The 13787-nt window shown below is 45.7% G+C and carries 14 protein-coding genes and 1 tRNA gene; 13 read left to right on the forward strand and 2 right to left on the reverse strand.

Annotation, left to right across the window (positions count from 1 at the left end; genetic code table 11):
- The first annotated feature begins 23 nt into the window (after positions 1-23).
- From rapZ to C558_RS0125300, 10 genes are all read left to right on the forward strand, one after another.
- Positions 24-914: an RNase adapter RapZ gene (gene rapZ, locus C558_RS0125255; protein ID WP_018759083.1), complete on the forward strand. Its 891-nt coding sequence runs from the start codon at positions 24-26 to the stop codon at positions 912-914.
- Between the two features lie 33 nt (positions 915-947).
- Positions 948-1934 carry a gluconeogenesis factor YvcK family protein gene (locus C558_RS0125260; RefSeq protein ID WP_018759084.1) on the forward strand — a complete coding sequence of 329 codons (987 nt, stop codon included), beginning with the start codon at positions 948-950 and terminating at the stop codon, positions 1932-1934.
- Positions 1935-1939: 5 nt separating this feature from the next.
- Positions 1940-2869: a DNA-binding protein WhiA gene (gene whiA, locus C558_RS0125265; protein WP_018759085.1), complete on the forward strand. Its 930-nt coding sequence runs from the start codon at positions 1940-1942 to the stop codon at positions 2867-2869.
- A gap of 109 nt (positions 2870-2978) precedes the next feature.
- Positions 2979-3248, forward strand: coding sequence for an HPr family phosphocarrier protein (locus C558_RS0125270; protein WP_018759086.1), 270 nt, complete (start codon positions 2979-2981; stop codon positions 3246-3248).
- 173 nt (positions 3249-3421) lie between these two features.
- Positions 3422-4195, forward strand: a complete 774-nt coding sequence (locus C558_RS0125275; RefSeq protein ID WP_018759087.1) for an SIMPL domain-containing protein — start codon at positions 3422-3424, stop codon at positions 4193-4195.
- Positions 4196-4433: 238 nt separating this feature from the next.
- Entirely contained in the window at positions 4434-5411 is a 978-nt protein-coding gene (locus C558_RS0125280) for an ABC transporter ATP-binding protein (RefSeq protein WP_018759088.1), read from the forward strand.
- The gene (locus tag C558_RS0125285) at positions 5408-6259 is read left to right on the forward strand and encodes an ABC transporter permease (protein ID WP_018759089.1); all 852 of its coding nucleotides are present in this window, start codon (positions 5408-5410) and stop codon (positions 6257-6259) included. Before C558_RS0125280 ends, C558_RS0125285 begins: the two co-directional genes overlap by 4 nt.
- A complete protein-coding gene (locus C558_RS0125290) occupies positions 6256-7059 on the forward strand; it encodes an ABC transporter permease (RefSeq protein WP_018759090.1) in 804 nt (267 codons plus the stop codon). The genes C558_RS0125285 and C558_RS0125290 overlap by 4 nt, the downstream gene beginning before the upstream one ends.
- A gap of 36 nt (positions 7060-7095) precedes the next feature.
- Positions 7096-8148, forward strand: a complete 1053-nt coding sequence (locus C558_RS0125295) for an ABC transporter substrate-binding protein (protein WP_018759091.1) — start codon at positions 7096-7098, stop codon at positions 8146-8148.
- Between the two features lie 32 nt (positions 8149-8180).
- Positions 8181-9251: a PdaC/SigV domain-containing protein gene (locus C558_RS0125300; protein WP_018759092.1), complete on the forward strand. Its 1071-nt coding sequence runs from the start codon at positions 8181-8183 to the stop codon at positions 9249-9251.
- A 76-nt stretch (positions 9252-9327) separates the two neighbouring features.
- Here C558_RS0125300 and clpP read toward each other — a convergent pair whose 3' ends face one another.
- Together clpP and C558_RS0125310 are read right to left on the reverse strand one after the other, a co-directional pair.
- Entirely contained in the window at positions 9328-9909 is a 582-nt protein-coding gene (gene clpP / locus C558_RS0125305) for an ATP-dependent Clp endopeptidase proteolytic subunit ClpP (protein ID WP_018759093.1), read from the reverse strand.
- Positions 9910-10037: 128 nt separating this feature from the next.
- Positions 10038-10112: transfer RNA gene (locus tag C558_RS0125310), tRNA-Arg, on the reverse strand.
- 270 nt (positions 10113-10382) lie between these two features.
- Here C558_RS0125310 and C558_RS0125315 point away from each other — a divergent pair.
- From C558_RS0125315 to C558_RS0125325, 3 genes are all read left to right on the forward strand, one after another.
- A complete protein-coding gene (locus tag C558_RS0125315; protein WP_018759094.1) occupies positions 10383-11429 on the forward strand; it encodes a sugar-binding transcriptional regulator in 1047 nt (348 codons plus the stop codon).
- 72 nt (positions 11430-11501) lie between these two features.
- Entirely contained in the window at positions 11502-12512 is a 1011-nt protein-coding gene (gene gap, locus C558_RS0125320; RefSeq protein ID WP_018759095.1) for a type I glyceraldehyde-3-phosphate dehydrogenase, read from the forward strand.
- Positions 12513-12597: 85 nt separating this feature from the next.
- On the forward strand, positions 12598-13779 hold the full coding sequence (locus tag C558_RS0125325; protein ID WP_018759096.1) for a phosphoglycerate kinase: 1182 nt from the start codon (positions 12598-12600) through the stop codon (positions 13777-13779).
- Positions 13780-13787 lie beyond the last annotated feature (8 nt).

Consider the following 13787-nt stretch of genomic DNA (forward strand, 5'->3'; position numbering starts at 1 on the left):
AAATACAAGGGGGAAGGGCCGTGATGGACACTTCATCGATGGCAAAAGCAAAACTGGTAATTATTACAGGCATGTCTGGAGCCGGGAAGACGATTGCTGTTCAGAGTTTGGAGGATCTTGGGTTTTTCTGCGTGGATAATCTGCCTCCGGTTCTTATTCCGAAGTTCGCAGAACTCATCGAACAATCGAACGGCAAAATCGGCAAAGTAGCACTTGTAATTGACCTTCGTGGCCGCGAATTCTTCACGGCATTATCCGAGTCATTAAATTATATTAAAGACCACTATACGCTGAATTGCGAGATCGTCTTCCTAGACGCAACGGACGGCGTACTTGTTCAGCGTTATAAGGAGAGTCGGAGACGGCATCCGCTGGCGCCGACAGGCATGCCGCTTGAAGGGATTCAGTTGGAGCGGAAGCTGCTCGAAGACTTGAAGGGATGGGCTTCCCAAGTCATCGATACGAGCAATATGAAGCCGGCGACGCTCAAGGAACGGATCGTATCTCGTTTTAATAATCTAGAGGGTAATACCTTATCCGTGCATATTACGTCATTTGGATTCAAATATGGAATACCGATTGATGCGGATTTAATCTATGATGTACGCTTCCTTCCGAACCCGCATTATGTAGACGCCTTGCGTCCGCATACTGGGCAGGATCCGGAAGTCTATGATTACGTGATGAAATGGCCAGAGACGCAGATGTTCTTGACGAAGTTGGTCGATATGCTGCAATTCCTCATTCCTCAATATCGCAAAGAAGGAAAAAGCCAGGTTGTGATCGGGATCGGGTGTACCGGAGGGAAACATCGTTCGGTTGCCATTGCAGAATATTTGGGTCGTATCATTGGGGCCAGTGAGACTGAAATGGTTCGTGTAGCCCACCGAGATGCAGAGAAGGACCGTCATTAACTAAAGGCAAGACAATATGTACGAGGTGATGAGATGAGCCTAGAGTTTGAAGCAGTACAGCGTCCACGGATTGTCGTCATGGGCGGAGGAACCGGATTGTCTGTCATGCTGCGCGGGCTGAAGGAAAAGCCTTTGGATATTACGGCCATCGTGACGGTTGCGGATGACGGCGGCAGTTCAGGGATTCTACGGAATGAGCTGCATATGCCGCCTCCGGGCGATATTCGCAACGTGCTTGGTGCACTTGCGGATGTTGAACCGCTCTTGTCGGAGATGCTGCAATACCGATTCAGTTCGGGGGCAGGTTTAGCCGGGCATAGTTTGGGCAATTTGATATTAGCAGCCATGACAGATATCTCTGGGGATTTCGTTACTGGGATTCGTGAGCTAAGCCGAGTTCTGGCTGTGCGGGGACGTGTGCTTCCTGCTGCGAACCAGGCAGTTATTCTGCATGCAGAGATGGAAGACGGTACGGTTGTAACAGGTGAATCGACCATCCCGACGGCAGGCAAACGAATCAAGCGCGTCTTCTTGGAGCCTTCGAATGTTAAGCCGCTCGCAGAAGCTGTAGAGGCGCTGCGTCAAGCGGATGCAATTCTGATCGGCCCCGGAAGTCTCTATACGAGTATCATTCCGAATCTATTGGTACCTGAACTGGCTCAAGCGGTTGTCGATTCGTGTGCGGTCAAAATCTTTGTCTGCAACGTCATGACGCAGCCGGGCGAGACGGATAACTATACAGTGAGCGATCACTTGGATGCGGTGTATGACCACATCGGGCATCATATCTTTGATTATGTAATCGTGAACGACGGCGAGATTCCGCCGCAGGTTCAAGACAAATACGCAGAAAAAGGTGCAAAGGCTGTACATTTAGATTTAGAGGCTGTGACGAATCGAGGCTATAAAGTCATCGCGGACCGTCTTGTTCTATTCCGAACGTATCTGCGCCATGATGCGGATAAACTTAGTCATCATATCTATCAACTCGTCAAAAATTGGATGTTACGAAAGAGGTGAGTCGCTTGTCTTTTGCGGCACAGACCAAAAAAGAATTAACCCAAGTTGAGGCGGATACGTGCTGCGAGCGAGCGGAGTTATCAGCTCTACTCCGAATGAATGGTTCCGTGCAGTTGACGAATCGCAAGGTTATTCTGGATATCTCGACAGAGAATGCAGCGATCGCGAGACGTATATATTCGTTAATTAAGAAGTACTATGACGTACACACGGAGCTGCTCGTTCGGAAAAAAATGCGATTGAAGAAAAATAATGTCTATATCGTGCGAATTCCAACGCAGGTGCAGGAAATATTGAAAGATTTGCATATCGTTTCAGAAGGTTTCAATTTTACGGACGGTATTGATCAGGAGATTATTGCAAATAACTGTTGTAAGCGGGCTTACTTACGCGGTGCCTTCATGGCTGGAGGTTCAGTGAACAATCCCGAGGGTTCATCATATCACCTTGAGATTGCTTCGATGTACGAGGAGCATTGTCAGGCGCTAGTCGACCTTGCGAACGAATATGGGCTGAATGCTCGTTGTATCGAGCGGAAGAAAGGGTTTATTTTCTACATCAAAGAAGGCGAGAAGATTATCGATTTGCTCAGCATGATTGGCGCGCATCAAGCACTCTTCAAGTTCGAGGACGTGCGAATTATGCGCGATATGCGTAACTCGGTGAATCGGATCGTGAACTGTGAGACGGCGAATTTGAACAAAACCATCGGAGCCGCGGTGCGTCAGATTGATAACATCAAATTGCTGCAGAAGGAAGTGGGTCTGGAGAGTCTACCGGACAAACTTCGGGAAGTGGCAGAGGTGCGTCTGGCTCATCCGGATGTTAACTTGAAAGAAGTCGGCGAACTGCTCAAGGGGTCGGTGAGCAAGTCTGGGGTCAACCACAGACTGCGTAAGATCGACGAATTGGCGGAAAAAATTAGGAATGGGTAAAACTTTTTTTCCTAGTGCTGTTCATGTTATAATGGTATAATGTTGTAAAAGACTAATAATTTATTTGGATAATCGCCAGATCGAATAAGTAATAGGGGGTAATTTTTCCATGACAAAGCACCCGGTAGTTGTGCGGTTAAAAACGGGTCTCCATGCTAGACCGGCAGCGTTGTTCGTTCAAGAAGCGAATAAATATTCGTCAGAGATTTTCGTGGAGAAAGACGAGAAGAAAGTTAATGCGAAAAGTATCATGGGAATAATGAGCTTGGCGATCAGCTCGGGAACTGAAATATATATAAGTGCGGAAGGTTCGGACGCTGAGCAAGCTATTTCTGCATTGGTTCAATTGGTTAGTAAGGAAGAACTTGAAAATCAATAATGAATGATGTACATACAAAGGCCCCTGGGATCAGGGGCTTTTTGTTGTATGAGGGCCTCGAAAAAATTGATTAAGCTTGCCTGAATAATTTATTTTTCAATGTAACATTTGGTAAATCAGAGCGTCTATGTAGGTAGAACCAAGTGAAGAATAATAAAAGGGAGGCTTTTCACATGAAACAGGATGTAAAAAGAATCAATAGATCAAAAAGATTAGGATTACTCGCAGCAACCGCACTGCTCGTCACATTTGCATGGGCTGCTCCAACATCGAAGACTTATGCGGCCGAAGCGCCAGTGGCTCAGAGTCAAAGTGTCGTTCACACGATCAATGTAACGGGTAAAGGAGAAATTACAGTAACGCCGGATGTTGCGTACGTGACGCTCGGAATCGAGACCAAAGCGACAACAGCGAAGGAAGCGCAGAAAGCTAATGCAGCGAAGTTCGCCAAATTAAAACAAGCGCTTACGAATTTCAAGGTCAAAGCAGAGGATGTGCAGACGGTTAGTTTCTATGTGAATCCAGAGTACACCTATAATGAGAAGTCAGGGCCGAAATTATCAGGTTACTCCGCGACGCATATGGTGCAAGTAACGTATCGCGACTTGGATACCATCGGCAATCTGATCGATGCTGCTTCGGAAGCAGGCGTGAATCAGGTGCAAGGTGTTCGTTTTGATACGGAACATCCAGAAATGTATGAGACACAAGTGTTAGAGAAAGCAATGAAGAATGCCGAAGTGAAAGCGAGAGCCATTGCCTCTGCAGCGAAGCAGCAGATTGTCTCGGTGATCACGGTGTCGGAATCAAGTGCAGATGTCTATCCGATCTTCTCGAACCAAGTCTATGCAACAGCAAAAACGGAGTCGGCCGCAGCAGATACTTCGATCCAAACGGGTCAAGTTTCCATTAAATCCAACGTGACTGTCGTCTATGAAATAAAATAAGAAAGTTTCATGTATTTATTAGCGAATTAACGAGAAAATAGTTGTATCATCGGACAAAACACGGTATAGTGAAGATGCTTTGTAAACGAGGAAATGTCGATGAAAGCCATACCAATGGATATGGCTTTCTTTTTCTTGAAAGTTTAGAGTATTCGGGGTCCCCGCAAAGTACCCGGGACGCTTCGAAGCAATAACATCACTTTGTGGGGTTATTTTGAAATATAAGAGTAAGGGGTTGATGCCGATGATACAACTCATGAATATAGAAAAGCATTTTGCCGGTCAGACCGTCGTACACCCTCTATCCCTCACCATTCGCGAAGGCGAATTTTTGACATTGCTCGGGCCGAGCGGTTGCGGAAAGACGACGATTTTACGGATGATTGCTGGGTTTGAGCAACCTACAGTAGGTGAAATTTTTCTCGATGGTAAGGATGTTACAGAACTGCCGGCCAACAAGCGGGATTTGAACCTTGTATTTCAGCACTATGCTCTGTTCCCGCATATGACGGTGGAGCAGAATATCCAATTTGGTCTCAAAATGAAGAAGATTGATGCTGCCGAACAGAAGGAACGAATTGGTGAAGCAATCCGATTAACACAGCTGACGCCTCTTGCGAAGCGTTATCCGCATCAATTATCTGGTGGTCAACAACAGCGGGTTGCGATTGCGCGTGCGATTGCGAACAAACCTCGCGTTCTTCTGTTGGATGAGCCGCTTGGCGCATTGGATCTACAGCTGCGTAAGAACCTGCAAGCCGAGCTGAAGCAATTACAGCGCAGCCTCGGCATCACATTCGTCTATGTAACGCATGATCAAGAAGAAGCGATGATGATGAGTGACCGCATTGTCATTATGAATAACGGGAAAATTGAGCAGATTGGCACGCCGAAGGAAATTTACAATCGACCGCAGACGTTGTTCGCAGCGACCTTTATTGGTGAGAACAATGTGTTCCATGAAGCGGAGCGGATGTTCGCGATTCGTCCTGAGAAGCTCAAGGCAGTTCGGGACAGGGAACAGAAGGCGAAGCGCAAAGGTATTATTCAAGATATTGTATACTTAGGTAACGTACACAAATTGATGGTTCATCTGAATGATGAACAGACGACCGTATCGATCTGTCTCGATTTCACAGACGAGGATGAATGGCAAATTGGCCAGCATATCGGTGTGGATTGGTTTGATGCGGATGAGGTGAATATCGGGTTATGAAAAAAACGAAATGGTTGATCTCCCCGGTAGTCCTCTGGCTAAGTTTGTTTCTGATTTTGCCGATGGCGATTGTGGTCGTCATTTCTTTTCTCGGACGCGATGAATTTGGGAATCTAGTGATCCAATTCAGTTTGGATAATTATGCACGGTTTTTCGACTCCCTCTATTTGGGGATCTACTGGGATACCATCGCGTTATCTGTTCTTACGACATTGATCTGCGTCTTGATCAGCTATCCGCTTGCGTATTACATTGCAAATGCAGGACCGACAAGGCAAAAAATATGGCTTCTGTTCATTACGGTGCCATTTTGGATAAATTTCCTAATCCGGACCTATGCTTGGGTCCTATTGCTGCGTTCTCAGGGTGTTGTCAATTCGTTCTTAATGGATATCGGAATCATTGATGAACCCTTGAAGATGTTGTATACAAAAGGCGCTGTGCTGCTGGGGATGGTCTATACATTCATTCCGTACATGGTGCTGCCGATTTATGTATCGCTTGAACAAATGGATCGCAAGCTGCTCGAAGCGGCGAGTGATCTGGGTGCTTCGCGTTGGCGCGCATTCTGGCATATTACATTACCTCAGACCAAATCCGGCATGATGACCGGATCGGTGCTCGTATTCGTATCCACGGCAGGAATGTATGTGGTGACGGATATTCTCGGTGGTTCCAAATCGACGATGCTGAGTAATATTATTCAGACCCAGTTCCTCGGGGCGAGGGATTGGCCGTTCGGCGCGGCGTTATCGGTTATATTCGCGATCACATCGCTGGTGTTGATCTACTTATTCAATATGGCACTCCGCTCACGCCATGAACGATCGAAGGAGGGACGAGCATGAAGCAGAAGACCAATCCATTACTATCGATTCACGCTTACCTGGTGATGGCGTTTATCTACTTGCCTGTGCTCATGATCCTTATCTTCTCGTTCAATAATTCGCGGATTAACAGTACGTGGGAAGGCTTTACGTTCAAATGGTATGGCTCGTTATTTCAGAACCGTAACGTGATGGATGCATTAATGAACAGCTTGACGATCGCTTTTACTTCGACGGTAATTGCGACGGTACTCGGTACGGTAGCGGCTCTAGCCCTTCGTAATGCAGTTCGTAAGAGTAAGACGGTGCTCGGCATGCTCTATCTCCCCATCGTTGTACCGGATATTATTATGGGTTTATCGCTGCTCTTGCTCTTCAGTCAATTCCATTTCCCGCTGGGCAAATGGACGATTATTATTGCTCACGTCACGTTCAGCATCTCATATGTGTATGTGATCGTTGCATCGAGAATTTCAGGAATGGGCAAACAATTAGAAGAGGCCGCGCAAGATTTGGGTGCCTCACCATGGCAGACGTTTCGTTACATTACATTACCTGCGATCTGGCCAGGGGTATTGGCTGGTGCGATTATGGCATTTACGTTGTCGATCGATGACTTCATGATTAGCTTCTTCGTGGCGGGGCCGGACTCGACGACATTGCCGATCTATATCTATGGGCTTGTCAAACGCGGAATTTCCCCGGAAATTAACGCATTATGTACGATTATGATTATTGTTAGTGTTGGATTGATTTTAATTGCGCAATGGTTGCAGAATAAAGGGAATCGGGGCAAGAAGGCTTCGACGCTTCCTTTTTAATATTATGATTCTTTAAAGCAGAAAGGGGTAATACGATTGAAAAAAATGAAATGGTTCGCGAGCACAGTCCTCGCTGGCGCAATGATCGCGACACTCGTCGTGACAGCAGGATGTTCTCAGAAGGAGACACTCAACTTATATAGCTGGGCTGATAATTTCGATCCGGATGTCATTAAAGATTTCGAGAAGAAATATGACGTAACGGTCAATTATGCAGTGTTTGCGAATAATGAAGATTTGCTCGCCAAATTGAAGGCTGGCGGATCGAAGTATGATGTGATTCAGCCATCGGATTATATGGTTGCGACGATGATCCAGCAGGATCTGCTCGAGCCGCTCAATAAAGATAATATTCCGAATTGGAACAATATATCGAGCCATTTCAAGAACCTTCCTTACGACAAAGATAATAAATACTCCATCGTCTATACATCCGGTGTCACGGGAATCGCATACAACAAGAAGTATGTGAAAGGCGAGATTACAAGCTGGTCCGACCTATGGAAACCAGAATTTAAAGATAAGGTCCTGTTGCTTGATGATATGCGTGAAGTGATTGGCATGGGCCTGAAGAAGAACGGATTCTCGAATAGCTCGACGAACGAGAATGAGATTAAAAAGTCTGTAGATGATATTAAACAACTGCTTCCGAGTGTATTGGCGTTTGACACCGATAATATTAAACAGAAGCTGATTGCGGAAGAAGGTTGGATCGGAACCGTATGGTCCGGCGATGCTGCTTATATTGCTGCTCAGAACCCGGATATTGCTTATGTGATTCCGAAAGAAGGCAGTACAATTTTCTCCGATAACTATGCGATTCCTAAAGGTGCGAAGAACAAAGATTTAGCGGAGAAATTCATTAACTTCATGCTGGATCCAGAAGTTAGTGCGAAGAACTATGAGTCCATCGGATACAGTGATCCCAATGAAAAAGCAAAACCGTTCCATAGCCCTGAGTATCAAGCGAATAAGATGATTAACCTAAGTAATGATGAGTTTGCACGTACCGAATGGTTGATGGATGTAGGTAAAACATTGCAAGTCTACGACCGCTACTGGACTGAAATCAAGAGCGGACGCGAATAAGGCGTTAACGATCAAAGAGGAGGCGTTCACCCATGAAAAACGTATTGCGAACGATTACGCTTGTTGCTCTATGCCTCGTATTTTTAATTCCAACTTCACATGCATCGGCGGCTACAGCGCCTTGGCAATCCGTGGCGACGCCAAATATTCAGATTACGCTGGATGGAGTTCCGCTGCTCAGCAAAGGGATTGTACAGGACGGTAGTACATATATTCCGCTTAACATCCTTGCGAAAGATCTGAAACTCGATACGGCTTATGATGCGAAGAAGAAAGTCATGCATGTAAAAGCAAAGGGTAAAGATGTTGTTATTCAAGTTAACCAGTATGCCGTCAATTCGATTGTGAATGGTCACGAATTATGGGATGCTTACGGACGCGTCCTCTTGAATGGCAGTAACTATGTGGCATTGAGTCTTCTGACGGATAACTTCGGCTACCATTCGACGTGGGATCCAAAGACGAAGTCCGTTCATTTGAAGACGATCCAAGAAAACGACATCATCTGGTCATCGAAGAAAATCAATGAGAATACCAAAGATGCGATTGTTAATGTACAATATCCGCAGGTAAGCGGGCTCACAAATGCGGAGGTTCAAGAGAAAATCAACACATTGTTCGCTTCGGAAGCGAAGAAGTATGTCGACACGGCCAAAGAGAGCTCGAAGGGGGCCTACGAAGAACTTGGGTTCAAATATGAATACACGTCGAATTATGATATCAAATATAATTCGAACCAAGTGATCAGCCTCTTATTCTCGAGTAATGAATATACAGGCGGCGCGCATGGCATGCCAGAGCAATGGTCTTATACCATCAATATTGATACTGGCGTCGTCTATACGCTGAATGATCTGTTCAAGCTTGTTCCGGATTACAAGCAAGTCATCAATGAAAAGATCAAAAAAGAGATTGCACCGATGTTGATGTACGATGCCAAATTCCAGAGCATTAACGAAGATACAACTTTCTATGTGAAAGACGAGGGTGTTGTGGTTTATTTCGGGGTGTATGAATATACGCCTTACGCAGCGGGATTCCCTGAATTCTATATTCCATTCCGTTCCGTATCACCGAGCTTTGAAGGCAAGCTGCCTTTCTAGAAGTTTTCGTGTGGTAGCTCATACAATAAAACCCCCATGCATTGGATGCATGGGGGTTTGTCGTCTTGCGGTTAACTTACAGCTTCTCAAGAACCTTGTCGACTAATCCGTATTCCGCAGCTTCATAAGCGCTCATGAAGTAGTCGCGGTCGGTATCCTTCTCGATACGATCTAGCGGCTGACCACTGCGATCCGCAAGAATTTTGTTCAGATGATCACGCATCTTGATAATGCGTTTCGCGCGAATTTCAATATCGCTGGCTTGACCTTCTGCTCCACCTAATGGTTGATGGATCATGACTTCACTGTTCGGCAGTGCGAAGCGTTTGCCCTTCACCCCTGCTGTAAGCAAGAAGGCACCCATGGAAGCTGCCATACCGACGCAAATCGTCGATACATCCGGTTTAATGAATTGCATTGTATCGTAAATCGCCATACCTGCCGTAATCGATCCGCCCGGGCTATTGATATACAGCGAGATGTCCTTCTCTGGATCTTCTGCTGCAAGGAATAGCATTTGCGCAATGATCGAATTAGCTACCACGTCATTAACGGGTGAGCCTAAGAAAATAATACGATCTTTCAACAGCCTTGAATAAATGTCATATGAACGTTCGCCGCGGTTCGTCTGTTCCACGACCATAGGAATGTAACTCACAGAAAATCCTCCTCTACTCACATCGACTAGCTTTCCACCAAATCATACTCCAAATCAGAACAAAAGTCAAAGATAGTCAAACTGGTGATACAAAAAAAATCAGCCGAAGCTGATTCTGTGTGTATGTATGGCGCGCCCGCTAGGAATCGAACCTAGATCTCAGGCTCCGGAGGCCTACGTCATATCCATTGGACCACGGGCGCAAAAAGGATAGCAAGGAGAATTATATGCTATAAATCATAGAATTGCAAGTCCTAATCTGAATATCATGAGAAAGCTTCTACCGAAATACACCCGAAGATAAGCTACCGAGTTAAAAAGGGATATTCCATGATGTATAAGTTTCTGTAAACATGTGAATTCTACATGCGGTACACTTGCAAACTGCACTCGAAAGGGTTAAACTAGGGGTGGGACTAAAAAGGTTTCCGTGGGACGTTTTCGGGCCAACTAAGTTGCAGGAGTGGAAAGAAATGCGGAAAATATTAGAGATAGAAAAGCAACTTCTGCCTGATCTCATGGAAATACTAAAAAAGAGATATGAAATCCTTCATCAAATCAAGCTGTCTGAGTTAGTCGGGCGCAGGACGCTGGCGACTTCCTTAGAGATGACCGAGCGGGTACTGCGTGCAGAGACAGATTTATTAAAGACACAAGGACTCATTGAAATTGAGAGTGCAGGGATGCGCCTAAGTTCAGCCGGAGAGAAGCTGCTAGAGGACTTAGAATCCATTGTGAAAGAACTGTTCGGTCTAACAAATATGGAGGAGCGAATTCGCAAGTCTTTCGGTCTTCAGCAAGTGCTGATTGTACCGGGTGATTCGGATCGTTCGCCGCTTACGAAGCGAGACCTTGGTCTTGCAGCATGTAAAGTGCTTCGTAAAGTGATGGGTAAAGATGATGTCGTTGCTCTCACTGGCGGTTCCACACTGGCTCAGATGGCAGAACAGATGACTTCAACGACGCCGATGAAATCCAATTGGTTCGTGCCAGCTCGTGGTGGTTTAGGCGAGAGTCTTGATTATCAAGCCAACACCATCGCATCGAAGATGGCAAAACGTGTAGGTGCGCAATATCGATTACTGCATGTCCCGGATCTTCTCAGCGAAGAGGCATATCAGTCCTTGATGCAAGAACCGAATATTCTAGAGATTGTGGAGTTCATTCGGAAAGCTCGCATTGTCGTTCATGGGATTGGAGACGCCTTTGTGATGGCCAAACGAAGACGGGTCGATCAACAGATGGTGGATGCCCTAAGGCAGGAGGGTGCTCTAGCGGAAGCTTACGGGTACTATTTTGACCGACAAGGCAATGTGGTTCACAAGATGGTGTCCTTAGGACTTCGACTCGAAGAGATTCAAGAAATGGAACTCGTGATTGCCATTGCTGGCGGTGCTAGCAAAGGAGCAGCGATTCATTCCGTCTTGAAATTCGGGCGAGAGAATGTGCTCATTATTGATGAAGGTGCAGCGCTTGAAATCATTCGATTGATGGATGCAGAAGAACAAGAAGTAAGTTAACAATGTTGTGGTCTTGACGAGCCCTCAGGTTTGTCTTGAGTATATATAAATTAATTTTAGGAGGAATCATCAATGGTTAAAGTTGGTATTAATGGTTTTGGACGTATTGGACGCCTTGCTTTCCGCCGTATTCAAGCAGTAGAAGGTATCGAAGTGGTAGCAATCAATGACTTGACAGACGCTAAAATGTTAGCTCATTTGTTGAAATATGATACAACTCAAGGTCAATTCCAAGGAAACGTTGAAGTACATGAAGGATTCTTCAAAGTAAACGGTAAAGACGTTAAAGTTCTTGCGAACCGTAACCCTGAAGAATTACCATGGGGCGAGCTTGGCGTAGACATCGTTCTTGAATGTACTGGATTCTTCACAACCAAAGAAGCTGCTGAGAAACACATCAAAGCAGGCGCTAAAAAGGTTGTTATCTCCGCTCCAGCAACTGGCGATATGAAAACAATCGTATACAACGTAAACCATGAAATTCTTGATGGTACAGAGACAGTTATCTCTGGCGCATCTTGCACAACAAACTGCCTAGCTCCAATGGCAAAAGTATTGCAAGACAAATTCGGTATCATTGAAGGCTTGATGACAACAATCCACGCTTATACAGGCGACCAAAATACACTTGATGCTCCGCATGCGAAAGGTGACTTCCGTCGCGCTCGTGCAGCAGCTGAGAATATCATCCCTAACACAACAGGCGCAGCAAAAGCAATCGGTCTTGTTATCCCTGAACTTCAAGGTAAACTTGACGGTGCAGCACAACGTGTTCCTGTAGCAACAGGTTCCTTGACTGAGCTTGTAACTGTTCTTGATGCAAAAGTAACAGCTGACGAGATCAACGCTGCAATGAAAGCTGCTTCTGACCCAGCAACTTATGGCTACACAGAAGACGAAATCGTATCTTCCGATATCAAAGGTATGACTTTCGGTTCCTTGTTCGACGCAACACAAACAAAAGTATTGACAGTTGGCGACAAGCAATTGGTTAAAACAGTAGCTTGGTACGACAATGAAATGTCCTACACAGCGCAATTGATCCGTACGTTGGAATATTTCGCTAAACTAGCTACGAAGTAATAGCGGTTGTAGCATGATTGTAGAGCGGAAACAGTTCATAATTGTTTCCGCTCTTTAACTAATATGTGTTTGGAGGAACCGACGAATGAACAAGAAGAGTGTACGTGATGTAGAAGTAACTGGTAAACGCGTATTTGTCCGTGTCGATTTTAACGTGCCATTAGAAGACGGTAAAATTACGGACGACACACGCATTCGTGAAACCCTGCCTACGATCAAATATTTGATCGAGAACGGTGCAAAAGTTATTCTAGCAAGTCACATGGGCCGTCCAAAAGGTCAGTTCGTGGATTCAATGCGTCTAACACCAGCTGCGGTTCGTCTTAGCGAATTGCTAGGCAAACCAGTAGTTAAAGCAGACGAAGCGATTGGCGATGCGGTTAAAGCACAAATCGCTGAGCTCAAAGACGGCGATGTATTGCTTCTTGAGAACGTTCGTTTCTACGCAGGTGAAGAGAAGAATGATCCGGAACTCGCGAAAGAATTTGCATCCCTTGCAGATTTGTTCGTGAATGACGCATTCGGCGCTGCTCACCGTGCGCATGCTTCGACAGCAGGTATTGCTGCATACTTACCAGCCGTTTCCGGACTTCTGATGGAGAAAGAGTTGAACGTACTAGGTAAAGCATTGCTGAACCCTGAGCGTCCATTCACAGCGATTGTCGGCGGATCGAAAGTGAAAGATAAAATCGATGTTATCAACAAAATGCTCGAAATTGCTGACAACGTATTGATCGGTGGCGGACTTGCTTACACATTCCTCAAAGCACAAGGTCACGAAATCGGCAAATCGCTCTGCGATAACGAGAAATTAGAAACAGCGCTTGGATTTATCGAGAAAGCCAAACAACTTGGCAAAAACTTCATGATTCCAGTGGATTACGTTGTAACGGACGATTTCAGTGCAGATGCCAATACGAAGATCGTTGATGTTGACGGCATTCCAGCAGACTGGGAAGGTATCGATATCGGACCGAAAACGCGTGAGCTTTATGCAGACGTGATCAAGAATTCGAAGCTCATTGTATGGAACGGACCTATGGGCGTATTCGAAATCGAGCCATTCTCCCACGGTACGCGTGCGGTTGCACAAGCTTGTGCAGAAACAGCGGGCTACACGGTCATTGGCGGCGGTGATTCTGCAGCAGCAGCAGAGAAATTCCATTTGGCAGACAAAATGGACCATATCTCAACTGGCGGCGGCGCATCTCTTGAGTTCATGGAAGGCAAGAAACTTCCAGGCGTTGAAGCGCTTAACGATAAATAAGATCAGTA

Source organism: Paenibacillus terrigena DSM 21567 (genome assembly GCF_000374845.1).
GTDB lineage: Bacteria > Bacillota > Bacilli > Paenibacillales > Paenibacillaceae > Paenibacillus_K > Paenibacillus_K terrigena.